The sequence below is a fragment of the Nocardia sp. NPDC004278 genome (genome assembly GCF_053602975.1).
In genome coordinates, this window is record NZ_JBSGEQ010000014.1 from 53023 (window position 1) to 77057 (window position 24035).

The window sequence follows — 24035 nt, forward strand, 5'->3', positions numbered from 1 at the left end:
CGACCCTAACCGGCGGCCGTGGAGACGAGGTGCGGCGATTGTGGAGATTCCGTGGACGCCGTGCCCCTCGTACACTCGCCAGCAGAGAGTGAGGTGGTCACGATGTATGTCGAGGAGTTCACAGCGACCGGGGTGCTGACCGCCGACGCCGCGGAGGATCTTGCGCATACCGCGGGCCGGTTCACCTCACGGATCACGGTGACGTGCAATGGGCACAGTGTGCACGCGCCGGTGCTGCCGGTGTGTTGGGACCAGTTGCGGGTGCGCAACGGGAGCACCGTATCCGTCACCGCCGAGCGGGGGTACCGCCCGCCCGACGATGAGGACCGCATGGCACTGCGCGCTTTCGTGCGGCGCTTTCAGGTGCTGACCGCGGTCGGTCCGGTGCGGCTCGCGCTCAGTGGCGGTTCATCTGCTCGGCGAGGACGGCGGCGTCCGTGGTGAGCGAGCCACCCGCGAAAGCCAGTGTGGCCAAGGAGCGTTCGGCCGCGGCGGGGTGCCCCGCGCCGCACGCGTCGGTCACCAGAATGGGCAGGTAGCCCAGGTCCAGGCTGTGCCGGACGGTGGGTTCGATGCCGACCTCCAGGGCAATGCCCGCAATGGCGTAGGTGTCGATACCCAAGTCGCGCAACGCGAAATCCAGCGGGGTGGCCGCGAAGGCCGACATGGTGATCTTGTCGATGACCACCTCGTTCGGCCCCGGCGTCAACTCGGGGACGAGCTCGTACTGGGGCGAGCCCTGCGGAAAGCTGGAGTGCACCTCGTTCGGATTGTCGACCCGCTGCCACTCCATGGCCGTGCGCAGTTGCGAGACACCGGAGGCCGCCGGCGGCAGCGACATGTGCCGGGTGTAGAAGACGCGAAATCCGTTCTCCCGCGCCGCATCCCGCAGTTGCAGGCAGGCTTCGACGATCTTGTCGCCGTCGGGCAACTGCCGCACGATGCCGACCTGCATGTCGTAGATGATCAGCGCCATCCTGGTCGGGTCGCAGGCATCCGCGAGGGTCTGCGGAATGCTGAGGCCGTACGCGTATTGCATCAGGCCGACCCCACCTTCGTCCGGTCGTAGGGCTCGGCGACATCGACGGACGGATCCATCAGCGCCTCGAGCGGCAGCGGCGCCTGCACCGGAACATAGGTCCATTCCAGATGCCCGGCCTTGGTCAGCGGGAAATCGGCGACGTAGCGTTTGGCCTCCTCGACGCTGTCGACCTCGAAGACGATCACCACGCCGGGCTCATCGGCACGCGCGTAGTTCTCGCGGACGATGCCCGCCTTCCACAGCCGCCACACATTGGCGACCTCTTCGGGGAGATACGGGGTGATGGTCTCCATCGTCACGCCGGGCTTGAAGCTGTCGAAAACAATGACTTTCATGGGAATCGCGCTCCATGTGCAGAATGTGGTGCGGCCGCGCCGCAGGACGAGTTCCATGAAAGCCCGATGATTACAGTGTTACAAGAACGCACTTTTTGGTGAGTACCGGGAGGCGAGCAATGCCGGACAAGCGCTACTACTGCGCGGTGGAGGTGACCGTCGACCTCATCGACGGCAAGTGGAAGCCGGTCATCCTGGCCCATCTCAAGGAGGGCGTGCGCCGCTACGGCGAACTCCGCCGCCTGATGCCGAGCACCAGCGAGAAGATGCTCGTCCAGCAGCTGCGCGATCTGGAGACCGACGGACTGATCCGCCGCACCATCTTCGACACCGTGCCGCCCCAGGTCGAATACGACCTGACCGAGGAGGGCTGGAGTTTGGTCCCGGTCCTCACCGCCCTCTACGAATGGGGGCGCAAGCGCGCCGACCGCGTCGGCATCACCCTGCCCTGAACGGCGGCAGCCGTCGAATTCGGCTGCGGCGTCAGCCGCCGAAGACGCGCTCCACCACCGCTTTTGCACGCCTGGTCACGCGCATGTAGTTGTCGAGGAACTCGCTGCCGTCATCATTGGGCCAGCCCGCCACGCGCGCGACGGCCGATAGTAGACGGCCCGGGCCGGGGAGTTGATCGGCGGGCTTACCGCGCACCAGCACCAGGGCGTTGCGCGCCTTGGTGGCCGTGAGCCAGGCCTCGCGCAGCAACGAAACATCCTCGGCCGCAAGCAATTTGGTTTCCTGAATGATATCCAGCGATTGCAGCGTCGAGGTGTTGTGCAGTCCGAGCACATCGTGGGCGTAGCGCAGCTGCATCAGCTGCACGGTCCATTCGATATCGGCAAGGCCGCCGCGACCGAGTTTGGTGTGGGTCGCCGGGTTCGCACCGCGCGGCAGGCGTTCGGCGTCCACCCGGGCCTTGATCCGGCGGATCTCGCGCACCGCCTCCGCCGACACCCCGCCATCCGGATAACGCACCTTGTCGATGATGTGCAGAAACCGGACACCGAGGTCCTGATCTCCGGCCACCTGATGGGCGCGCAGCAGCGCCTGTACCTCCCACGGCTGGGCCCACTGCTGGTAATAGGCGGCGTAGGCGGCCAGCGTGCGCACCAGCGCCCCGTTGCGCCCCTCCGGCCGCAATCCGGCATCGACCTGCAGCGGCGGGTCGGTGCTCGGCGCGCCGAGCAACCGCTGCACCTTTTCCGCAATGCCGATCGCCCATTTCACGGCCTTGGTCTCGTCCTGGCCGGGCCGCGGATCACAGACGAACAGCACATCGGCGTCGGAACCGTAGCCCAGTTCCATACCGCCGAGACGGCCCATGCCGATCACCGCGATATCGGCCGGTGCCGGTGCGCCGAGTTCGGCCGCACTGGCCCGAACCACCGCGCGCAGTGCGGCTTCCAGCACCGCGACCCAGACCGCGGACAGCGCCCGGCACACCTGCGGCACGTCCAGCATGCCGAGCAGATCGGCCGAGGCGACCCGCGCCAATTCGTGTCGGCGCAGCGAACGAGCCGCCGCCACCGCACGTTTCGGATCGTCGTAGCGTGCCGACGCGGTCAGGATCCCGCGCGCGACATCTTCCGGCTGCGGGCTGAGCAGCAGCGGCCCGCCGGGGCCGTCGGCGTACATCCGGATCGTGTCCGGCGCATTGATCAGCAGATCCGGCAGATATTCCGAGGAGCCGAGCACGATCATCAACCGCTGCGCGATCGCGCCCTCATCGCGCAATTCGCGCAGGAACCAGATCTGGTCGTCGAGCCCCTCCGACACCCGCCGGTAGGCGAGCAGTCCGGCATCGGGATTCGGGGTGTCCCCGAGCCATTCGAGCAGCGTCGGCAACAGCAGCGCCTGAATCCGGCCCTTGCGTGACACCCCGCCGGTGAGCGCCTTCAGATGTCCCAGTGCGTTTTCCGGGGCCGCATAGCCCAGCGCCGCCAGCTGCCGGATCGCCGCGTCCGGACTCAGCCGCAGCGCGGCGGGCTCCATCTTGACCACCGATTCGAGCAGCGGCCGATAGAAGAGTTTGGCGTGTAATCGCCGCACCCGCACCGCATTACGCCGAATCTCAGTGCCGAGCACACCCACCGCGTCCTGTCGGCCGTCGGGCCGGATATGGGCGGCGCGGGCCAGCCAGCGCATGCCCTCCTCGTCATCGCCGGCGGGCAGGGTGTGGGTGCGCTTGAGCCGCTGCAATTGCAGCCGGTGCTCGAGCAGTCGCAGGAATTCATACGAGGCCGTGAGATTCGCGGCGTCGTCGCGGCCGATGTAACCGCCTGCGGCCAAGGCCGTCAGCGCTTCGACGGTGCCCTGCACGTGCAGTGTCTCATCCACCCGTCCGTGCACCAATTGCAGCAGCTGCACGGCGAATTCGACATCGCGCAGGCTGCCGTGGCCGAGTTTGAGTTCGCGTTCGCGCAGATCGGCGGGGACCAGATTCTCCACCCGGCGCCGCATAGCCTGCACATCGGCGACGAAATCGGGGCGTTCGGACGCGGTCCACACCATCGGCATCAGGGCGTCGCGGTACCGCTCCCCCAGCGCCAGATCGCCGGTCATCGGCCGGGCCTTGAGCAGTGCCTGGAACTCCCAGGTCCTGGCCCACCGCTTGTAGTAGGCAATGTGCGAGTCCAGGGTGCGTACCAGCGCGCCCGCCTTACCCTCGGGCCGCAGTGCCGCATCGACCTCGAAGAATGCCGCGCTGCCCACGGTCATCAGCTCGGCGGCCAATCGGGTGGCGGTGGCATCGGCGGGTTCAGCGACGAAGACCACGTCCACATCGCTGACATAGTTGAGTTCGCGCGCACCGCTCTTACCCATCGCGATCACGGCCAGTCGCACCGGAACCGGCGCGTCCTTGCAGACCCGCGCCACCGCCACCGCGAGGGCGGCGGTCAACGCGGCATCGGCGAGATCGGTGAGATGGCGGCCGACCACCTGATACGGCAGCACCGGTTCGTTCTCGACGGTGGCCGCCAGATCCAGTGCGGCCAGCAGCATGAGCTGATCGCGATATCGCTTGCGCAGCAGCGGGATTGCCTCCGGACCGGAGACTTCGGCCGAGTACAGCAGCGCATCCGGATTCGGACTCTGCGCGGGCACGCCCCGCACCGAGGCCAGCAGATCCGCGATCAACTCCTCGCGCGCGGGTAGCTTGTCTCGCCGCAGAATTCGCCATGCTGCGGGATCGGCGACCAGATGATCGGAGAAAGCACTCGACGATCCGATCAGCGCGAAAAGCCTGCCGCGCAACGCATTATCGCTTCGCAGCGCGGCATCCAGCTCGGGCCACCCGTCGCCGAGCGCGGCCCGCAGCCGCGTCAGCGTCAGCAGCGCAAGATCGGCATCCGGCGCACGGGACAGCGCCCACAGCACCGGAATGCTGTCGATATTGTCCCACGCCAACTCTCGTAACGAGGCGGCGGCGGTCGGCTCGAGTAAGCCGAGCCGACCGACACCGGGGACAGCTGAACGAGCAGAGGGCGGCCGGACCATAAGTCCAACTTAGTTGCCCGATCATCTGTTTCTACAAAGGATGGTGGAAAGATTCGTAAACGTAGCCGACGATGCCGGTTTCAGCGCCTACCGGAGGAGGTACTCCTACAGGCCGAGATACTCCTTGAGCTCGTACGGCGTCACCTGGCTGCGGTAGTCCGCCCACTCCCGGCGCTTATTGCGCAGGAAGAAGTCGAACACATGCTCGCCGAGCGTCTCGGCGACCAGCTCCGAACGCTCCATCGCCTGCAGCGCCTCGTCGAGGGTGCCCGGCAGCTCACGGAAGCCCATGGCGCGCCGTTCGGCGGCGGTCAGCGACCACACATCGTCCTCGGCCTCCGGCGGCAGCGTGTAGCCCTTCTCGATGCCGCGCAGACCGGCGGCGAGCAGCACCGCGAAGGTCAGGTAGGGGTTGCAGGCCGAATCTGGGCTGCGGATCTCGACCCGGCGCGAGGACGCCTTGTTCGGGGTGTACATCGGCACGCGCACCAGCGCGGAGCGGTTGGACCGGCCCCAGGAGGCGGCGGTCGGCGCCTCACCGCCGTGGATGAGCCGCTTGTAGGAGTTCACCCACTGGTTGGTGATGGCGCTGATCTCCGGAGCGTGTTCGAGAATGCCCGCGATGAACGCCCGCGCGGTCTCCGAGAGGTTGATCGGGTCGTCCGGATCGTGGAAGGCGTTGGCCTCACCCTCGAACAAGCTCATATGGGTGTGCATGGCCGAGCCCGGGTACTGGGCGAACGGCTTGGGCATGAAGGTCGCGCGCACGCCCTCGTCGATGGCCACTTCCTTGATCAGATAGCGGAAGGTCATCACGTTGTCGGCCATGGACAGCGCATCGGCGTAGCGCAGGTCGATCTCCTGCTGACCCGGCGCGCCCTCGTGGTGGCTGAACTCCACCGAGATGCCCATCGACTCCAGCGCGTCGATGGCGTGGCGGCGGAAGTTGGGCGCGGAGTCGTGCACGGCCTGGTCGAAGAACCCGCCGGTATCGGCCGGGGTCGGCATGGAGCCGTCCTGCGGGCCGTTCTCCAGCAGGAAGAACTCGATCTCGGGATGGACGTAGCAGCTGAAGCCGACGTCACCGGCCTTGTTGAGCTGACGCCGCAGCACATGGCGCGGATCGGCCCAGGACGGCGAACCGTCGGGCATGGTGATATCGCAGAACATGCGCGCGGAGTGCTGGTGGCCCTTGCTCGTTGCCCACGGCAGCACCTGGAAGGTGGACGGATCCGGCCGCGCCACCATATCGGCCTCGGATACGCGGGCGAAGCCCTCGATGGCCGAGCCGTCGAAGCCGATGCCCTCTTCGAAGGCACCCTCCAGCTCCGCCGGTGCGATGGCAACGGACTTCAGATAACCCAGCACATCGGTGAACCAGAGACGCACGAAGCGGATATCCCGTTCTTCGAGCGTCCGCAGCACGAATTCCTTCTGGCGATCCATGTCGCCGAGCGTAAGCATCTGGCGTTAAATCCGTGTTACATACACGCTTAGGGATTGCAATCCCATCATTCGAAATGAATCGCACCGTGCCCAAGATCGCGTCGTGAGCGCGGCAACAATGGGCACGGTGCGCGAAATCAGCAGGTCAGACCGGCCGTCGGAATCGTCAGATCGGTCAGGTAGGCGATAACCGCGTCGTCCAGACACTGATTGCCCGCGACCAATGCCGCGGTGTGTCTGGTGCCCTGATAGGTGATCAGCGCGGCGCCCAGCTGGTTGGCCAGGTCGACACCGGCCTGATACGGCGTCGCCGGATCCTCGGTGGTCGACACCACCACCGTCTTCGGCAGACCGGGTGCCGAGACCTTGTGCGGTGTGCTGGTATTCGGCACCGGCCAGATGGCGCACAGTTCCAGCGGTACCGCACCGGTGCCGCGGCCGTCGTCCAGGAACGGCGCCGCCTTCCGGTATTCGGCGTCCTGACGGCTCGCCACCGCGCGATCGTCGATGCGCGGATCATCGACACAGCGGATCGCGTTGAAGGCCTCCTGCGTGTTGTCGTAGGAGCCGTCCTCGCGGCGGCCGTCGTACAGATCGGCGAGCTTCAACAGCGTGTCGCCGCGCCCGTTGCGCAATTCGGACAGGCCGAGGGTGAGCACCCGCCAGTAATCGTCGGAGTAGAGCGCCTGCTGCACCCCGGTGATGGCATCGCCGTAGCTGAGCCCGCGCGGATCGGCGGTCGAGGCGGATTTGGTCTCCAGCGGATTCACCAGCGCGCGGAACTTCGCGACCGCCTGGGCCGGATCGGTGCCGAGCGGGCAGTCCGCCTGCTTGGCGCAGTCGGTGGCATAGGCGTCGAAGGCCTTCTGGAATCCGGCCGCCTGCCGCAGCGATTCCTGCACCGGATCCTGCGAGGAGTCCACCGCGCCGTCGAGTACCAGCGCGCGCACATTGTTCGGGAACTTCTCGGCGTAGGCCGAGCCGAGTTTGGTGCCGTAGGAGTACCCCAGATAGGTGAGTTTCGGATCGCCGAGCACCGCCCGGATGACGTCCATATCCTGCACCACCTCGCGGGTGCCGACATGGGACAGGAACTCCGTGCCGGTGCGCTCCACACAATGGCCGACGAACTGCCGGTTCTCGTCCTCGGCCTTGGCGATGCCATCCGGGGTGTTGTCGGTCGGCAGTTCGGCCCGTTCCGCGTCGTTCTGCTGCGGGGTCAGACAGGCGATGCTCGGAGTCGAGGAGCCGACCCCGCGCGGATCGAAGCCGACTCGGTCGAAGCGCTCAGCCAAGGGTGTCTTGCCCGCGATACCCGATATCGAAAGGCCCGATACCCCGGGCCCGCCCGGATTGAGCAGCAGCGAGCCGATTCGCTTGCCGCTGGCCGGGATTCGGGTCAGCGCAAGCGATGCGGTCGCGCCGTCGGGCTTGGCGTAGTCGACGGGCACATTGATGCGCGTGCACTCGGCCTTCGGCGCGGGGCGGTCGTCCGCGGAGCCGAAGTCGTCGCAGGAACCCCAGTTCACGGTCTGGCTGTAGAACTTTTCCAGGCCCGCGGGCGGTGCGGGCAACGGCTGGCCCGGCTCGTCCTTCGTGGCCGCGCACCCGGCCACCACCACCGTCAACGCCACCGCGATCAGCACACCGCGCCCACTCCGCACCAAAGACATGTCAAAGATCCTGCCACCACCGAGTGCGCTCCGGTTCCGGGTCGTCCGACTACACGGGCACAGCTGTGACCAAATGCACCGTTAACGCCCTTAAGCCGCGATCACGCGGGTGGCAGACTGAATTGGTCATCCAAACCCGGGGACCCGCACGGGCCTCGAGGCGACAACCACGAAAGGGACGATGATGTCCGTATCCGATTCGGAAACCCCTGCCTACGGCGCTGCCCCGGCCACGACCAAGGCGGCCAAGCGCAAGACGCGGGTGCATCATCTGCAGCAGATGAAGGCCGATGGCGAGCGCTGGTCCATGCTGACCGCCTACGACTTTTCTTCCGCGCGCATCTTCGAAGAGGCCGGAATTCCGGTGCTGCTGGTCGGCGACTCCGCGGCTAATGTCGTCTATGGCTACGACACCACCGTGCCGATCACCGTCGACGAGCTCATTCCGCTGGTCCGCGGTGTGGTCCGTGGCGCACCGCACGCGCTGGTGGTGGCTGATCTGCCGTTCGGCACCTACGAGACCTCGCCGCAGCAGGCCCTGGCCACCGCCACCCGGTTCATGAAGGAGGGCGGCGCGCACGCGGTGAAGTTGGAGGGCGGTGAGCGGGTCGCCGAGCAGATCGCGCTGATCACCTCGGCCGGTATTCCGGTCATGGCGCATATCGGCTTCACCCCGCAGAGCGTCAACACCCTCGGCGGTTTCCGGGTGCAGGGGCGCGGCGACGGCGCCGAGCAGCTCATCGCCGATGCCATCGCGGTGCAGGAGGCTGGTGCGTTCTCCGTGGTGATGGAGATGGTGCCCGCCGAATTGGCCGGACAGGTCACCCGCAAGCTGACCATCCCGACCATCGGCATCGGCGCTGGCGTGGAATGCGATGCGCAGGTGCTGGTCTGGCAGGATATGGCGGGCTACACCTCGGGCAAGACCGCCAAGTTCGTCAAGCGTTTCGGCAATATCGGCGATGAACTGCGTTCCGCCGCGGCCGCTTACGCCGACGAGGTGCGACGCGGGACCTTCCCCGGTCCCGAGCACAGCTTCTGAGTTCACGATGACCGGCCGGGCAGTGCACGCTCCCGCGGCGCTGCTCGGCCAGCCCGTGTGGCCGATGCTCGACTGGGCCACCGGGATTCTCACCGAACACGGTGTGAAAATCGTTGGCGCACCGGAGGAAACGCGACGGCGCGCCTGGTCGCTTATCGTCCGCATTCCGACCGATGCGGGTCCGGTGTGGTTGAAGGCCAACTCGCGCGCGTGCGCACACGAAGGTCCGCTGTTGCAGACATTGTCCCGGTTGCGTCCCGGCAGTGTGCTCGAACCCATTGCGGTGCAAGCGGATCACGGCTGGCTGCTCAGCCCGGACGGCGGCACCACCGCGCCGGACTCCGAGGCCGTGTGGACCGAGCTGGTCCGCTCCTACGCCGATCTCCAGCTGGCGATGGCCGACCATATCGATGATCTGCGCGCCACCGGCATACCGTATCTGCCACCGCCCCAACTGATCACGGTCTACCGCCACTTCGAGCCGCGCATCCCCGGCCTCGGCGCCGCGATCACCGAAGCCGCGGCGGCGCTCGCCGAATTCGGCAGGCTGAGTATCGAACACAACGATCTGCACCCCGGCAATGTCTTCACCGGGTCGGCCGCGGCCACCGGCATGCTGTTCGACTGGGGCGACGCGGTGCTCACCCACCCCTTCCTGTCCTGGCGGGTGCTGCGCGGCCCGCACCGCACCGAATACCTCGACCGGTGGCGGCGAACAGGCGCCGTCTCCGACACCGAGATCGCACTCGCCGACCGGTTGGCCCCACTGGTCGCCCTGCATCCGTGGCGCGCCATCGACGCCTCGTCACCCCGCTTCGCCCGCTTCCTCCACGGGTTGCTGGACGATCTGCGCACGAAATTTCGCTGACCACCGCGACCAGGGCGGATCCGCCGCGGCACGGCGGTGCCCAGCAAACTCGCGCGGGCCACACGCGGCAAATAATGGCAGACTCGAAGCCGACAATATCGACACGAGCAGAGGTACCAATGGCGCAACCCGGTTGGATTTCACGCAGCACGCTGGTGGTGGCGGGTATTTTCGCCGCCGCGGCACTCACCGCCTGCGGAAGCGGCTCGAACCCGACGCCGACCGGCAGCTCTAGCTCGACCACCGGATCGGTGACGGCCAGCGCCGCGCCGGGCAAGACCACCGGCGCGGCCCCGACGACCTTGGAGATCTCCGATGCCTCGGCCACCCAGCTGTGCGACATGATCCGTCCCGAGCTGTCGAACTGGCGGGTGCAGGGGCCGACGCTCGGCCGGATCGGATACAACGCGCTGGTGCACGAATGGGCGCTGCGCAATGGTGGCATCAACGGCCATGTGCTCGCCGATAAGGCGATGATCGACCGGATCACCACCAAGAGCTGCGCCGATGTGCGCCAGCAGGCGCTGGAGGCGCTGGAACTGAACGATCTCGCGTCGGGACTCGCCTTCTGATGCGTACTTTCTACCCTCCGATCGAGCCCTACGACACCGGCATGCTCGACGTGGGCGCTGGCCAATCCGTGTACTGGGAGGTCAGCGGGAATCCGGACGGCAAACCGGTGGTATTCCTGCACGGCGGACCCGGCGGCGGCACCGAACCGTTCCACCGCCAGTTCTTCGATCCGGCGGCCTACCGGATCGTGCTGCTCGATCAGCGCGGCTGCGGCCGGTCGACCCCGCACATCGCCGATGGGGCGAGTCTGGAGACCAACACCACCGCACATCTGGTCGCCGATATCGAGGCGCTGCGCACCCACCTCGGCATCGACCGCTGGCAGGTATTCGGCGGCTCCTGGGGTTCCACCCTCGCGCTCGCCTACGCCCAGCGGTATCCACAGCGAGTCACCGAGCTGGTGTTGCGCGGGATCTTTCTATTGCGGCGCAAGGAAATCGACTGGTACTACAACGGCGCGGCAGGCAACATCTACCCGGACGAGTGGGAGAAGTTCCTGGCCCCGGTGCCCGAGGACGAGCGCGACGGCGATCTGGTGCAGGTGTATCACCGATTGCTGCACTCCCCCGATGAGCAGGTTGCGCTCGCGGCTGCGGTCGCCTGGTCCACCTGGGAGGGCGCGACGAGTTCGCTACTGCCGCAACCGGATCGGGTGCAGGACAGCGCCGAACCGCGGTTCGCACTGGCATTCGCCAGGATCGAGAACCACTACTTCGTCAACGGCGGATTCCTCGACGAGGGGCAGCTGCTGCGCGATATCGGTACCATTGCACACATCCCGGCCGTCATCGTGCAGGGCCGCCACGACGTCGTGTGCCCGGCCACCAGTGCCTGGGAATTGCACCGCGCCTGGCCCGGTTCGGTACTGCACATCGTCGATGACGCCGGACATGCCGCCGCCGAACCCGGCATCACCCACCACCTCGTCGAGGCGACCGACGGATTCGCGAAAGTGAGCTGAGATATGCGGGTCACAGCCGGAGACGCCATCATCGCGGCGCTACGCGACGATGTCGACCGGCTGCTGGCCGCCGAACCGAAAGTCCGTGCCGACGCCTGGGATTCGGTACACCAGATGCGGGTCGCAACGCGCAGGCTGCGCAGCGTACTGCGCTCATATCGCAGCCTTTTCGAATCCGCGCCGATCGCCACCATGCAGGAGGAGCTGAAGTGGCTGGCGGGTCTGCTCGGCGTCGCCAGGGACGCCGAGGTGCGCGCGGATCGGTTCGCGGCACTGCTGGCCGCGCATGCGCCGCAGGATGAATTCGCGCGGCTGGCAACGGAGTCCAGGGCGGCCGAGGCCGCGGCGGGCGTGACCGTAGCGCGATCCGCCGGAGACGGATACGTCCCCGGCACCACCGAATACGTTCGAACCGAACTGGTCGACGCCGAGAAGGCCCGATACGCCAGCGCGCACGCCGAAATCCTTACCGCCCTCGACGACAAGCGCTATCACACACTGCGCCAAGAACTTTCGGCCTGGCGCACACATCCGCCCCTCGACGCACACCGGGCCGAAATCCCGGCCGCCGAGGTCTTCGAACGCATCCTGCGCAAGGACCGCAAGCGCCTACGGCGGCTGGTCTACGCCGAACCCACCGTCTCGGCCGACGAACGCATCGAACTGCTGCACGATATCCGCAAGAGCGCCAAACGCCTCCGCTACTGCTGCGAGGGCGCCGTCGACGTACTCGGTAGTGCCGCAAAGGATCTCGGCACCGAGGCAAAACGCCTGCAAACCGTACTCGGCGACCACCGTGACGCCGTCGATTCCCGCGACGCGATCCTGGCGCGCGCCACCGCGACCCACGCCACCGGGGTCAACGCGACGATCTATGAACTACTCGCCGACGCCGAGGAGATCGCCGCGGGCGAAGCCCTGGCCAAATATCCGGCCGCAGCGGCGTTCGTTTCCGGGTGAGTCACTCGGCTTTTCGGCACCCGGTCGGGTCCGAGGTCCGCTAGCAGTCTATGGTCGCGCGTTCGATACTCTGCCAAACCATCGGTGACAGGGAGTCAGCCCGCGACATGATCGGGGCAACCCCGGGACCGGCGATACCGCGCCTAAGGGCGCCGTCCGCGTCGTTTGTCGAGTGCTGCCCCGATCAACTTCCGTGCAGCCTCGCCGGTTACAGACTGTCCGGCAAGGGTTTTGAATGCGCGGCCGTAGGTCGCTATCTCGCGTGGCTGCGTGATGGTCAGCTCCGCGGCTGTTCCTTCCACCATGACCAGCCGGTTGTCGAACATGGCGAAGTTGGTGGACACCACAAGGGCCTCGGCCGTGGCCGGAACGATGCCGATAGTGACCCTGGGCATTCCGAGGATTGAGGCCAGCCGGTCAAGCTGGCCGATCATGACGGCATCGGTGCCAACGGTGGTGTAGAGCGCTTGCTCAGCAATCAGGAAGTGGAACAGGTGGTCACGCTGATACAGGATGCGTTGCCGTTCCATCCGCTTCGACACGGCTTCGTCTACATCGTCGGGTACCTGATGGAACTGGATACCCCGGCGTAGCTTGGCCTCGGCGTACTCAGCCGTCTGCAAGAGGCCGGGAATGATCTGCGGCTGATAGTCACGGATGTGGGTTGCTTCCGCTTCGAGCTTCAGCGACTTCTGTTGCCGACGCTTCAGCCCGGTTCCGAGGATCTTCCGCCATTCGAGGTAGGCAACCTCGATGTTGTGGAGGGTAGCCAACAGGTCTGGGAGTTGGTCTCTGGCGTTTGCATGTTCGCAGTACGCCCGGATGTCGTCATCGGACGGTTTGATCCGTCCGAATTCGATCTTGGACACCTTCGACTCATGCCAGCCTGAGAGCTGGGCCAGCTTGCGGTTGGTCAGCCCGGCCGTACGGCGAAGCTCCCGGAGACGCACCCCGAGAGCTTCCCGCGCATCGTGGACACTGCTCACTGGCTGACGTACTCCGCGTACGGGGTAGCCAGCTCCCACAGTCGCTCTTTCACTCCCCGGGAGTAGCCGACGATTCCCGGGTCAGCGGTCACAGCCAGACCCGATGGCTTCCCTTGCTCGTTCACAAGGTTGTAGACAACGCGCTCGTTGTCGATGAGCCACCAGTCATCCGGGGGTACTTCCCCGGCGAGATGCCGGGGCACGTACCGGATGTCCTCACCTGCCGCTGTGTTCGTATCGGTCACCGACAGCAACCAACGGTGATAGTCGGTATGCGGAACCGTGACCACACGTACCCGGCTGACAGTCACACCCCGTCCGGTCGTCTCCCGGATGAGATCGTTCCAACGGTTCTTGTGCTCGTCCGGCAACGCGGGCTCTCCGGCGAGGAACCGGCGAAAACGGTCCGACTCAGTCGGTACGGCGTAGGCGTCCCGAACTTCAAGATGGAACGCTTCAGCCTTGCAATCGCGGAACAGAGCGACCCAGTCCGGCGGCTCATGCTGAAGGTAGAGCACCGTAGAACGTCCTCCTGATCTTCGGAACTTCAATCGCTGTCTCGTTGGGTGCAAGGTCGAGCTGAGCCAGGGTCTCAGGCTGGATGACTGGTCGGCCGGACAGGGTGAACGTACCCCGGCCGGTGTCGGTCATAGCCGACCCGATGAACGTATCCGGTTCAGCGAATCCCGTTAGCAGGTGCGGGATTTCGATGGTTTCCGGGGTAGCTGTCTCCCATCCCTGGACGAGATAAGAGTTTTGGTCGGTGGCGTACAGCGTCGGGCACCCTCCAACGTCCGAACCACCTTTACCGAGGAACTGTAGGCGCATCGTTCTGCCCCCTGTCTATTTCTGAGCACGAGTTTTCCCGCGCTAGAGACATGATCCCCCGGTCTAGCCGACTTTGTGGACTGATAGGCGAATCTGAGCACAGTTGTGCACACTCCTGGCTGTCATCCGCTGCGGCTCCTTAGCGTCGGAGCTGGCCCCCGTGACATGTGACGCCAACCGGTCACGGGGCGCCTACCAGCACCGGACTACAGGAGTCGAGATGGATAGGCGCACGAGACTGTTCGTGTTTCCAGGTGGGTTGTTGGAGGTCACCGACTACGGCGACGAGGACAACGACGAAGGGCCAGGGTTCTATCTGGAGTTGGGCCTTCAAGGGAGTCTCCCTCGCAGGGTTCCAGGTGCTGCCGTCGTGAATCACGATCTCAGCCCTGTCGAGCCCGCAGCCGCCGAGACATGCGCCAAAGTGCTGCGACTGCTCCGAGACTTGCCGTGATCACGCTCGGGTGGGTCGTGTGCTTCGGCCTGCCGCTGGCGGTGATGGTCGGAGTGATCGTGTGGCCGGAACGGATTTCCCAGGACCGCACCGTCTGGGGCATCCGCGAACGGATCGAACGCGAGGACACGGGCGGGATTGAGCCCGACCCGTCACGGGAGTACTGACCGGCTCCCGGCTGGTCAGGCACAAGGAATGAGGAAATCCCTTGCGGTACAACATTTCACGACTCGCCTTTATCGTTGCAGCCGCTACAGCCGTGCTGGTGCTGGTGACCTCCCCAGCATCGGCAATCACGATCGAAATGTGCGAGCAGTCGGGCGGGATAGTGGTCCGCTGCGCCGAGCAACCGGTGACCAGAGAGGACAAGGTGATGTGTCCAGCACCGGGGAAGACCATCCGAATTTGGTGTGTCGGAGGCCGCGAATCCAGCGGGTGGGAAATCTTCGAGTCCAGCGGCAATAGCCGCTACGGCCGATAAGGTGTCGGCCATGGCCGAACACCAGTCGGTAACCACGATCACTGGGGCAAACGCCAGCGTCATCGCTGCGTTGCGCCGCGCCGCCGAGATAGCCGCAGAGCAAGGGCACGGGGACGTGATCTGCTGGGAGGATCTGTTGCTCGCACTGCTCGATACGGCCGACAGTCCACCCTCACCGCTCGAATACCATTGGAAACAACGAGGTTTCGACGCACTGACGCTAGACGGACTTCGAGAACTGGCAAGGTCCATCGTCCCAGCTGGCCCGGAGTCTGATGGTGACGCGGCGGAACCAGCAACGGTCACGTTTGAGGTCACAGGGCCGTACGCCGAGGAGTTTCGGGTGGTGGCCGAGCGCCGTCCTTGAACGGGCTGGAGCCCACTGGAAACTTTGAGGGCTCCGGCAAAAGTCAACGCCCACTCGACTGGCGAGCTTGGTGCTAGATACGCCCCTCGGGTGTGTCCGGCACGGTCCGTTCGAGGATCTTCGCTGCCTGGTCCGTGCCCCGCCACCTGCGCGACCGGGAACCGACGTCAACGTGCCCTCTTTCCGAGCCCGCGGCTACGGTCGGCACCCGGACCGGCCCACGCTGCCCTCAGCTGCGATTTCGAATTCACGCAGAGCGCGCCGACAGTGCTACCGCCGCAGATCACCGCGGGACGGTCTTGCCGCCTGTGATGTCCCACCGGACGAACACATAGTTACCTTGGCGCTGGAGCACGAAGAGGGCGGCCGGTGGGAGATTGCCTCCACCCGGACCGATTCCAGGGTCCCGCCGCCGTACCGGGCCGGTGGACACTCCTACACGGTGTCGGCCCCGTGCTACGCCGGGAGATGGCGCGTCAGCGTCGGAATACGGGGCAAGATTCAGGGGCACCAATTCACCTACAACGCATCCGGCACCGTGGAGGTACCAACCTCCAAGTGCTCTAACCGATTCTGACCAGAGGAACGGCATGCCTACCACGGAACCCCCCGGCGCACTCGACAAGGAAACCTCAGCGAGGCTGCGAGATCAGCTCCAAGAGATCACAGAGGAGGCGGGCCGGTATCTCGGTCCAGAGCATCGGGCCATAGACGCATTGGTTCAAGCTGCCCGAGAGTTGGCCATAGCCACCTTCCCCAAGTCCGGGCAGTACGCCGAATACACCCCGGACGAGTGACCCCGTAGGGAAGCAGCAACCCAGCGCAGACAGGCGTACACCTGGCCAGAGGCCTCAGAACAGGCGGACGATGTGATCCACCCGTGGGGTCGATAACGGCGTTGCGGCCTGAATCGACGCGGATCAAGACAGCCCCGCGAGTTTGTAGAGCACCAACGAGCCCGCGACCGCGACGTTGAGGCTGTGGCCGGTGCCGACCATGGGGATTTCGACGGCGGTGTCGAGGAGTTCCAGGGCTTCGGGTGGGATGCCGGTGGATTCGTGGCCGAGGACGATGATGGTGCGTTTGCGGGCGACGGGGAGGTCGGCGAGGCGGATGGATTCGTCGGTCAGTTCCACGCCGACGATTGCCGAACCGCCGGTGCGCTGTCGGGCCAGCCAGCGGTCGACGCGGCCGTCGATCCAGTGCACACATTGCCGGTGCCGCAGCGTATTTCCGTGGTTCAGTGCGTCCGGCACCCATGGTCGGCGGGGCACCGCCAGGCAGGCGCCGACCGCATCGCAGGTGCGCAGCAGGGTACCGAGATTGACGCCGTGTTTGGGCCACAGCGGTGCGGCGAGCAGATGGTTCCAGCAACCGTGCGCCCGCGGACGACGCTGGCGCCGGAGTTCGGGGCGGGTGCGCACCCGCGCGGCCGTCACCGACGCGCGGGAATACCCTTCCCGAGGGAGCAAAAGACTTGGCAGACAACGATTCTCATCGCGGTGATGCTTCGCGGCGCATCCGGGCCATCGACATGGCCGGTCATGATCGACCGGTCCGGTGGCCCCAGAATACCGTCGGCATCACCGCGACAGCCAGTGCCCTCCTCCACTACCCCCTCCCGCTGCTCGCCGAGCGTAGTCGTATGGCGTCGAATGCGGCCTGGGCGACCACCATCCGACTACCTTCGACCGCCCCCTGGCCCCAGGGGGCGACATGGCAAGGAGCTGGCTGGACGGGGTATCAGGTCAGGGGCGCAGCACCGATACCAGGAATTCGGTCTGGTCGTACACGGTCTGCTCGAAGACGTCATCGAAGTAGAGGTCGAAATGTCCTACTGGATAACGCTTTACGATCGCGTGCTTGGTACGTTCGGCCGCGCGCAGCGTCGGCTTGGGCGGTGCGATGCTGTCGTTGTCGGCGATCGCGTAGAACACCGGCATCTTCAGCGCCTTGGCCCGGCGGCCGGGGGAATCGAACAGTGTCGAGAAGGCAACGCGGGCAGCGACTTTCGGCTCGTAGGTCTCGCTCTCCTCGGCCAGCCTGCCATATCCCTCCGGCACATCCGGCGCGCTCATCAGCGCCGCCGCGCGCTTGCGCCCGGCCAGCCGGATACGAACCGGCTTGCGCCGAATCGGGCCGATGAGCAGATCGGTTGCCGCGATGGTTGCGACCTTGGTCAGACTGGTCGGCCCCTTCGCCATGGCCGAGGCCCAGCCGCTGGTGAACGGAACCTGGGCGACCACGGCCGCAATGTAGTCGTCGTCGGGTGCGACGGCCAGCACATGGCCGCCACCGAATGAGGTGCCCCACAGGGCGATTCGAGTGGCGTCGAAGCCGCGCAGCGTCCGTGCGTACGCGATGGCCGAGCGCCAGTCCGCACGCTGCCGGGCGATATGTAGTAGCTGGCGCGGCGAACCCTGGCTGGCACCGAAGTGCCGGTAGTCGAATACCAGCACGCCCATGCCCGCGGCGGCGAACCGGCGGGCGTACCGATCCAGACCCATTTCTCGGTTGCCCCCCAGGCCGTGCCCCATCACCACGAGCGGGCGGGGCTTGGGAATGCCGTCGGGGGGATACAGCCAGGCGGCGCACTGCTCACTGCCCGAGGGAAAACTGACCTCGACACGTTCCATGGCACCTCACCGTACTGTTTCGGTCCGAACTACTACCCCCCGACCGGTCACCAGTCAGGCCAGTGAACAAGGTACCCCGTGATCAAAGTAGGCTAAACGCTGCGGACGAGTTGGCCGGGCGGCCGCGGTGACGGGAACGGGCACGCGAGTGCTGCCGCCCGGCACCGAGGAAAGTCCGGACTCCACAGAGCAGGGCGGTTGCTAACGGCAACCCGGGGTGACCCGCGGGACAGTGCCACAGAAAACAGACCGCCCACGATCCTCCGGGATCGTGCGGTGAGGGTGAAACGGTGCGGTAAGAGCGCACCAGCGCCCCGGGTGACCGGGGCGGCTAGGTAAACCCCGCCCGGAGCAAGGTCGAAGGTCGCATCGTTCGCGATGCGGCTGCGCAGGTGTTCGAGGGTTGCTCGCCCGAGCCTGCGGGTGGACCGCTCGAGGCACCCGGCAACGGTGTGTCCAGATGGATGGCCGTCACCCGGTGTGAACCGGGGACAGGATCCGGCTTACAGGCCAACTCGCCCGCCCCCGTAATCCAGTGCCCACCGGGGCATCCAGTGCCATGATGGAAGTGGACCGTCGATCCGGTATTCGGTGCGGTCAGGCACTTCCTACGGGGTGTAACCATGGATATTCTTGCCATTATCGGGGCGATCTTCGGGGTCGGGGCGATCGCGGGCGGGGTGCTCACCGCGATGAGCGCGCGCATCGTCGCACAATACGAAAAGGGGCTGGTTTTCCGGTTCGGCCGGGTGGTCGGCACCCGAGATCCTGGGCTGCGCATGCTGATTCCGTTCGTCGACCGGATGCGCAAGATCTCCACCCAGATCGTCACCATGCCGGTGCCCGCGCAGGACGGCATCACCCGCGACAACGTCACCGTCCGGGTCGACGCAGTGGTCTATTTCCGGGTCATCGACCCGGTCTGCGCGGTGGTGGAGGTGCAGAACTATCTGTTCGCGGTGGGGCAGGTGGCGCAGACCTCGCTGCGGTCGATCATCGGCAAGAGCGATCTGGACAGCCTGTTGTCCAACCGCGAGGAGTTGAACAAGGGCCTGGAGATCATGATCGACAGCCCGGCACTGAGCTGGGGCATCCACATAGACCGAGTGGAGATCAAGGATGTCTCCATCCCGGATTCGCTGAAGCGCTCTATGTCGCGGCAGGCCGAGGCGGAGCGGGAACGGCGGGCGCGGGTCATCTCCGCCGAGGGCGAGTTGCAGGCGTCGAAGATGTTGGCGCAGGCGGGCGCCCAGATGTCGGAATCGCCGGCATCGCTGCAACTGCGGCTGCTGGAGACGGTGGTTCAGGTTGCGGCGGAGAAGAATTCGACATTGGTGCTGCCGTTCCCGGTGGAACTGCTGCGCTTCCTCGACAGCCGTACCTCGTCGGAGCCGACCACCGCAGGTAGCACGTCGGCGGAGTCCGAGCCCACCCCGGCCGCACCGGAATCGACGGCACCGGAGATCACCCCACCCGAACCGACCCCGGCACTCGGTTCGGGCAACACGCCCGCGACGAGCCAAGACGGCATGCGCTCGTAACACAACGGGCGTATACCGATACGGGTACGGCGACGGTCCAGCGCCGTACAGCCCGCATCGGTAGCACAACGTAAGGAAACCGGGCCGATGTCCATACTGATTCCAGTGATCTCGATCATTGTCATGATCACCGTCGGATACGTGTTGAAATACCTGCCCAATTACCTGCCGTGGCTGAAGGAATGATCAGCCCGAAAAGCTGATCAGCAGAGCATCTTCGCCATCTGGTAGATCGCCTGGGCCTCTTCCTTGGAGGCCTCGGCGCTGCCCTTCGTGCGCTTGATGACGTTCTGGACGATCTCGTCCTCGCTCTTGCCGCCCTTGATGTCCTTGCATGTCTCGACCAAAACGTCGCGGATCTTGGCATCGTCTTTGCCATCGGCGAGCTTGGGGAAGGCGCTGCGGTAGCTGACGACGAACGTCCCTGCCTTGACACTATCCAGGGTTTCAGAGCCAGCCGCGTTGGCCGCCGAAGTGGTTGCGGCGCCGGATGCAGAGGCGGCGGTGGAGGAGGACTTGTCATCGCTGCAACCAGCGATGAGCAGGGCGAATACGGCGGAGCTTGCCGCGATCGCGGCGGTAGTTCTGGTCACGGAGCGGGATGCTAGCTGCACTTGGGAAACGCCGCCTCCCGTGTGGTTAACGGAAGGCGACGAACACCGCATCGGTGCTGGTGAGGTCAGAGCGGGTTGACCATGAACACCTGAGCCCAATACGACGCCTGCTCGGGACCGAGCAGCGGCATCAGGTAATCGAAAAGAATCGTTGACATCAGTGGATAACTCCCAATTGTCGACGTACGGGACACTTGCGAATGTGCGGGGAAAGGCAAACCCCGCCACGCCGGGGAACCCTAGCAGTCACGGTGTGGCGACGCCCGGCTCGGCGTGTTCGGTATGTCGCTTCGGCGGGAACTGGCCTTGAACGTGATCGACGTCATAGAGTAGGCGCCGTTGGTAAGCCCCGTAGCCGGGCCGCCACGAACCCTCCCCATTCTTCGATCATGGAAGCAGGTCTGAAACTTTATGCGGATTGTTCGTTCACTGGTCGCCGGTGCGTTGATTGCCGGCGCCGCATCGGTTTTCGCCATGCTGGGCACCGGATCCGCCTCGGCGGTCGCGGTCACCCCGCTGGCGGGTGGGGTCCAGGTCGACCTCAACTCGGCCGACACCGCCTGGGTGCACCAGAATCACATCGGGCAGGCCATCGCCGGTCTGCCGCATCCGTCGGCGGCGTCGTTCGGCGAGGCACTCGACGCCGCGGCGGACGTCTCGGCCAGTGTCCCGGGTGGACGGGTGACCTTTACTGTGTACGGTCCGCTCAATGAATTGAACGGCACCATGCTGGCACTGCAGTAGAAGCACGACTGCGAAACCGTGGAACTCCATCAGCGGATCGTCTCGGCACCGGTCGATTTCGGTGCCATTCGATCCGAATTCGGATTGGCCTCGGCGTATCCCGCCGAGGCCACCGCGGCGGCCCGCGACGCGTTCGATGCGTTCGCGGGCCAGCGCAGTGATCGCACCGATATTCCGTTCGTCACGATCGACCCGCCCGGCGCCATGGATCTGGACCAGGCGGTACATATCGAACGCACCGCATCCGGCTTCACCGTGCATTACGCGATCGCCGATGTCGGCGCCGTCATCGACCCGGCTGGCCCACTGGCCAGAGAAGCGGGTATTCGCGGCCAGACCTTCTATCTCCCCGACGGCACCGTGCCGCTGCATCCGACGATCCTGTCGGAGAACTCCGCGAGCCTGCTCCCCGAGCAGACCAGGCCCGCCGCCCTGTGGACCATCGAATGTGATGAGAACGCCGAACCGCAACGGTTCTCGGTGGTCCGGGCAACCGTGCGCTCCCGGGCCCGGCTCGACTACGCGAGCGTCCAGACCGACGCCGACGCGAACCGCCTGCATCCCTCGATCGCGGCCCTGCCGGAATTCGGCACGCGGCGCATCGAGGCCGGGCTGGCGCGCGGCGCGATCGGGCTGCGACTGCCCGCCCAGAGCATTATCCGCGACGACAGCGCCGACGGGCACTGGCGCCTCGTTGTCGAACCGCGCACCCCGGCCGACGACTGGAACGAGCAGGTTTCACTGCTCACCGGTATGTGTGCGGCGCGAATCATGTTGAACGGCAGTGGATCCGATCGCGCACCCGATGCCGGTGCGCGCATCGCACTCTTGCGGACCATGCCGCCGCCCACGGGATCGGCGATCGACTCGATGCGCAGGACCGCCGCGGCGCTCGGGGTCGAATGGCCCGCGGACGAATCCGTCGGGCGGATGTTGGCCGGGTTGGATCCGAAGGCGCCCGCGACGCTGGTGCTGATGTCGGAAGCGACCACGCTGTTGCGAGGCGCCGCCTACACCGTGCTCGACGGTGGCATCGCAGCGGCGGGTGGTGCGCCAACCGGCGGCGCGGCGGCAATCGGCGGTGGGCAACCGGTTGGCGGTGGACCGACCGGCGGCGGGCAGGAGGCCGGAAGCGGCCGGGCGACCGGCGGCCCGCGATCGACGAACGGCGCTCGATCCGGAAACAATGCGTCCAACAATCTGCAGCACAGCGCGATCGGCGCGGCGTACGCGCATGTGACCGCGCCGCTGCGTCGCCTCGCGGACCGGTTCGCCACCGAGATCTGCCTGGCCCGCTGCGCCGGAACCGAAGTGCCGCAATGGGTTCGCGACGGCCTGGTCCCCACCGCCGACTCGATGAAGCGCAGCGACAGCATCGCGGGCAAGGTGGAACGGGCCTGCATCGACCTGACCGAGGCCACCCTGCTCGCCGAACGCGGCGGCACGGTCTTCGATGCCGTGGTGGTACGCGAAGCCAATGGCAGCCGCCCCGCCGAAGTCTTCGTCGCCGACCCACCCGTGGTCGGCCCCTGCCTGGGCGCACCACCCGAGGGTTCGAAGGTCCGGGTGCGCCTGATCGCCGCGGACCCCACGACCCGCAAGGTCGGCTTCACCTTCCCGGTCTGACCGTACCGTCGGATGCACCCGTGCGCTGGCCGGATCCACGCCCCCTATCCGCTCCCGGACTAGTCTGAACCCACGGTTGCCTTCGACGGGAGGCTCGATGCGACCGACCTGGCCGATGGCCCTGACCTGCGCGATCGTCATGGTGGCGACCGACCGCGACCGGACGCAACCAACTCGCGACCATCGACTCCGATAACGGCACGATCCTGCGCACCTCACCGACCGGTGACTATCCGGACGGACTCGCCTACGATCCGCGCCGCGACGCGGTATGGACCACCAACCAGCGTGCCGGGACCGAAACCGTGATCGACGCCGAGACCGGAACCGTCCATGGCACGGTGCAATTGGGCGGCGAGGTCGGCAATGTCGTCTATGACTCCGATACCGACCGAATGGTCGTCGCGGTGCAGGGCCGCGCCGATCTCGCCGTCATCGATCCGCAGACGCTGACGGAGACCGACCGCATCCCGATACCCGGCTGCGCCGGACCGCACGGGCAGGCACCGGATGCGGCCGACCGGCTGATGTTCGTCGAGTGCGAGGACAATGCCCAGCTGGTCACCGTCGATCTCACGCACCGCACCGTCATCGATGCGAACAGCGTCGGCCGGACTCCCGATGTGCTGGTCTACGACGACTCGGCCCACCGGCTGTATGTGGCCGCCGAGAGCGGGTGGGTGAGCCTGTTCGACCAGCGCGCCGGACACACCATCGCCATCGCATCCGATCACCTTGCCGAGGGCGCGCATACGGTTGCCGTCGATCCGGATACGCACCACAGCTTCTTCCCACTTCCGAAGGGCCAGGGTGGTGGACCGGTGCTGCTGGAGTTCGAACCGTCGACATAGCTCGGCGGTAGATTGCGGGCAGCGAGCGATACAGCCGACTCGAGGAGCGTGCGATGACCGATCCACTGGCACTGGAGATTCGACGGCAGCGGTTGTTCGATCGGCTGCGCGAACTTCGCGGGGAACTGGCCGAATTGGATGCGGATTACGGATCCTTGCAAACTTCGGGGATGCTGGTAGATACCGAGGGCATCGGGGCGCTCACCACCCCGGCCTACTGCATCGCGGGGGCGCGGGAAGTGTTCGAGGAGGTCTCGATCGAGCTCGACGCGGCGGCCGATGCGCTCGATCGCGCGGGGGTCTACACCACCAGGTTGCGCCCGGTCGTTCTGGACTGATCCGCGGCAGGCGAACCTGGTGTCGAGTTCCAGCATGGTTTCGCGATGCTCTGCACCGGTATCTCGCTATGCGCCAACATAACTCGTGGTCGCTCATGCAAACACCGCCGGTGTCGTCGCGCGAGGACCGACGAACCTTCACCTCGGGCCGCGCGAGGCGGCCGAGGGGCTGTG

26 protein-coding genes and 1 other RNA gene are annotated in these 24035 nt (G+C 66.1%); 17 read left to right on the forward strand and 10 right to left on the reverse strand.

Annotated elements, in window-relative coordinates; translation table 11 throughout:
* Window positions 1–102: 102 nt before the first annotated feature.
* Entirely contained in the window at window positions 103–444 is a 342-nt protein-coding gene (locus ACWEO2_RS22110) for a hypothetical protein (RefSeq protein WP_452407041.1), read from the forward strand.
* Here ACWEO2_RS22110 and ACWEO2_RS22115 read toward each other — a convergent pair.
* Window positions 398–1039, reverse strand: coding sequence for a cysteine hydrolase family protein (locus ACWEO2_RS22115; RefSeq protein WP_452407042.1), 642 nt, complete (start codon window positions 1037–1039; stop codon window positions 398–400). The genes ACWEO2_RS22110 and ACWEO2_RS22115 overlap by 47 nt on opposite strands.
* Window positions 1039–1377: a YciI family protein gene (locus ACWEO2_RS22120; RefSeq protein ID WP_327096773.1), complete on the reverse strand. Its 339-nt coding sequence runs from the start codon at window positions 1375–1377 to the stop codon at window positions 1039–1041. The genes ACWEO2_RS22115 and ACWEO2_RS22120 overlap by 1 nt, the downstream gene beginning before the upstream one ends.
* A 119-nt stretch (window positions 1378–1496) precedes the next feature.
* Here ACWEO2_RS22120 and ACWEO2_RS22125 point away from each other — a divergent pair, with 119 nt between their 5' ends.
* Window positions 1497–1829 carry a winged helix-turn-helix transcriptional regulator gene (locus ACWEO2_RS22125; RefSeq protein WP_355189491.1) on the forward strand — a complete coding sequence of 111 codons (333 nt, stop codon included), beginning with the start codon at window positions 1497–1499 and terminating at the stop codon, window positions 1827–1829.
* A 31-nt stretch (window positions 1830–1860) separates the two neighbouring features.
* Here ACWEO2_RS22125 and ACWEO2_RS22130 read toward each other — a convergent pair whose 3' ends face one another.
* From ACWEO2_RS22130 to ACWEO2_RS22140, 3 genes are all read right to left on the reverse strand, one after another.
* Window positions 1861–4872 (reverse strand): bifunctional [glutamine synthetase] adenylyltransferase/[glutamine synthetase]-adenylyl-L-tyrosine phosphorylase, encoded by a 3012-nt coding sequence (locus tag ACWEO2_RS22130; RefSeq protein WP_452407043.1) that lies wholly within the window; start codon window positions 4870–4872, stop codon window positions 1861–1863.
* 105 nt (window positions 4873–4977) lie between these two features.
* On the reverse strand, window positions 4978–6318 hold the full coding sequence (locus tag ACWEO2_RS22135) for a glutamine synthetase family protein (RefSeq protein ID WP_354952463.1): 1341 nt from the start codon (window positions 6316–6318) through the stop codon (window positions 4978–4980).
* 137 nt (window positions 6319–6455) lie between these two features.
* Window positions 6456–7991 (reverse strand): alpha/beta hydrolase, encoded by a 1536-nt coding sequence (locus ACWEO2_RS22140; protein WP_452407044.1) that lies wholly within the window; start codon window positions 7989–7991, stop codon window positions 6456–6458.
* A gap of 184 nt (window positions 7992–8175) precedes the next feature.
* On the opposite strand from ACWEO2_RS22140, the gene panB reads away from it, so the two are divergent.
* From panB to ACWEO2_RS22165, 5 genes are all read left to right on the forward strand, one after another.
* Window positions 8176–9033: a 3-methyl-2-oxobutanoate hydroxymethyltransferase gene (gene panB, locus ACWEO2_RS22145; protein WP_452407045.1), complete on the forward strand. Its 858-nt coding sequence runs from the start codon at window positions 8176–8178 to the stop codon at window positions 9031–9033.
* A gap of 7 nt (window positions 9034–9040) precedes the next feature.
* Complete coding sequence (locus ACWEO2_RS22150) at window positions 9041–9901, forward strand: phosphotransferase (protein ID WP_452407046.1); 861 nt, start codon at window positions 9041–9043, stop codon at window positions 9899–9901.
* 119 nt (window positions 9902–10020) lie between these two features.
* A complete protein-coding gene (locus ACWEO2_RS22155; RefSeq protein ID WP_452407047.1) occupies window positions 10021–10473 on the forward strand; it encodes a hypothetical protein in 453 nt (150 codons plus the stop codon).
* Window positions 10473–11435, forward strand: a complete 963-nt coding sequence (gene pip / locus ACWEO2_RS22160) for a prolyl aminopeptidase (protein ID WP_354962002.1) — start codon at window positions 10473–10475, stop codon at window positions 11433–11435. Before ACWEO2_RS22155 ends, pip begins: the two co-directional genes overlap by 1 nt.
* A 3-nt stretch (window positions 11436–11438) precedes the next feature.
* The gene (locus ACWEO2_RS22165; protein WP_452407048.1) at window positions 11439–12395 is read left to right on the forward strand and encodes a CHAD domain-containing protein; all 957 of its coding nucleotides are present in this window, start codon (window positions 11439–11441) and stop codon (window positions 12393–12395) included.
* Window positions 12396–12538: 143 nt separating this feature from the next.
* Here ACWEO2_RS22165 and ACWEO2_RS22170 read toward each other — a convergent pair whose 3' ends face one another.
* Entirely contained in the window at window positions 12539–13381 is an 843-nt protein-coding gene (locus tag ACWEO2_RS22170) for a helix-turn-helix domain-containing protein (RefSeq protein ID WP_452407049.1), read from the reverse strand.
* Entirely contained in the window at window positions 13378–13899 is a 522-nt protein-coding gene (locus ACWEO2_RS22175) for a DUF6879 family protein (protein ID WP_452407050.1), read from the reverse strand. The genes ACWEO2_RS22170 and ACWEO2_RS22175 overlap by 4 nt, the downstream gene beginning before the upstream one ends.
* Before the next feature lie 530 nt (window positions 13900–14429).
* Here ACWEO2_RS22175 and ACWEO2_RS22180 point away from each other — a divergent pair.
* The 4 genes from ACWEO2_RS22180 (at window position 14430) to ACWEO2_RS22195 (ending at window position 16308) form a co-directional block, all read left to right on the forward strand.
* A complete protein-coding gene (locus ACWEO2_RS22180) occupies window positions 14430–14663 on the forward strand; it encodes a hypothetical protein (RefSeq protein WP_355189890.1) in 234 nt (77 codons plus the stop codon).
* On the forward strand, window positions 14660–14830 hold the full coding sequence (locus tag ACWEO2_RS22185; protein WP_452407051.1) for a hypothetical protein: 171 nt from the start codon (window positions 14660–14662) through the stop codon (window positions 14828–14830). Before ACWEO2_RS22180 ends, ACWEO2_RS22185 begins: the two co-directional genes overlap by 4 nt.
* A gap of 324 nt (window positions 14831–15154) precedes the next feature.
* Window positions 15155–15511 carry a hypothetical protein gene (locus tag ACWEO2_RS22190; RefSeq protein WP_355189888.1) on the forward strand — a complete coding sequence of 119 codons (357 nt, stop codon included), beginning with the start codon at window positions 15155–15157 and terminating at the stop codon, window positions 15509–15511.
* A 590-nt stretch (window positions 15512–16101) separates the two neighbouring features.
* Entirely contained in the window at window positions 16102–16308 is a 207-nt protein-coding gene (locus ACWEO2_RS22195) for a hypothetical protein (RefSeq protein ID WP_452407052.1), read from the forward strand.
* A 123-nt stretch (window positions 16309–16431) separates the two neighbouring features.
* On the opposite strand, the gene ACWEO2_RS22200 is transcribed toward ACWEO2_RS22195, so the two are convergent.
* Window positions 16432–16950 (reverse strand): TrmH family RNA methyltransferase, encoded by a 519-nt coding sequence (locus ACWEO2_RS22200; RefSeq protein ID WP_452407053.1) that lies wholly within the window; start codon window positions 16948–16950, stop codon window positions 16432–16434.
* A gap of 309 nt (window positions 16951–17259) precedes the next feature.
* Complete coding sequence (locus tag ACWEO2_RS22205) at window positions 17260–18147, reverse strand: alpha/beta hydrolase (protein WP_452407054.1); 888 nt, start codon at window positions 18145–18147, stop codon at window positions 17260–17262.
* 106 nt (window positions 18148–18253) lie between these two features.
* Here ACWEO2_RS22205 and rnpB point away from each other — a divergent pair.
* Both rnpB and ACWEO2_RS22215 read left to right on the forward strand, forming a co-directional pair.
* An RNA gene (rnpB, locus tag ACWEO2_RS22210) (RNase P RNA component class A) lies at window positions 18254–18669 on the forward strand.
* Window positions 18670–18770: 101 nt separating this feature from the next.
* Window positions 18771–19688, forward strand: coding sequence for a slipin family protein (locus tag ACWEO2_RS22215; protein ID WP_452407055.1), 918 nt, complete (start codon window positions 18771–18773; stop codon window positions 19686–19688).
* 203 nt (window positions 19689–19891) lie between these two features.
* On the opposite strand, the gene ACWEO2_RS22220 is transcribed toward ACWEO2_RS22215, so the two are convergent.
* On the reverse strand, window positions 19892–20281 hold the full coding sequence (locus tag ACWEO2_RS22220; RefSeq protein WP_452407056.1) for a hypothetical protein: 390 nt from the start codon (window positions 20279–20281) through the stop codon (window positions 19892–19894).
* A 432-nt stretch (window positions 20282–20713) separates the two neighbouring features.
* Between ACWEO2_RS22220 and ACWEO2_RS22225 the strand changes: the two genes are divergently transcribed.
* From ACWEO2_RS22225 to ACWEO2_RS22240, 4 genes are all read left to right on the forward strand, one after another.
* Window positions 20714–21046 carry a hypothetical protein gene (locus tag ACWEO2_RS22225; protein WP_354961969.1) on the forward strand — a complete coding sequence of 111 codons (333 nt, stop codon included), beginning with the start codon at window positions 20714–20716 and terminating at the stop codon, window positions 21044–21046.
* 18 nt (window positions 21047–21064) lie between these two features.
* Complete coding sequence (locus ACWEO2_RS22230) at window positions 21065–22672, forward strand: RNB domain-containing ribonuclease (protein WP_452407057.1); 1608 nt, start codon at window positions 21065–21067, stop codon at window positions 22670–22672.
* A 305-nt stretch (window positions 22673–22977) separates the two neighbouring features.
* On the forward strand, window positions 22978–23523 hold the full coding sequence (locus ACWEO2_RS22235) for a YncE family protein (protein WP_452407058.1): 546 nt from the start codon (window positions 22978–22980) through the stop codon (window positions 23521–23523).
* A 53-nt stretch (window positions 23524–23576) separates the two neighbouring features.
* Window positions 23577–23861, forward strand: coding sequence for a hypothetical protein (locus ACWEO2_RS22240; RefSeq protein ID WP_433725392.1), 285 nt, complete (start codon window positions 23577–23579; stop codon window positions 23859–23861).
* The last annotated feature ends 174 nt before the right edge of the window (window positions 23862–24035 follow it).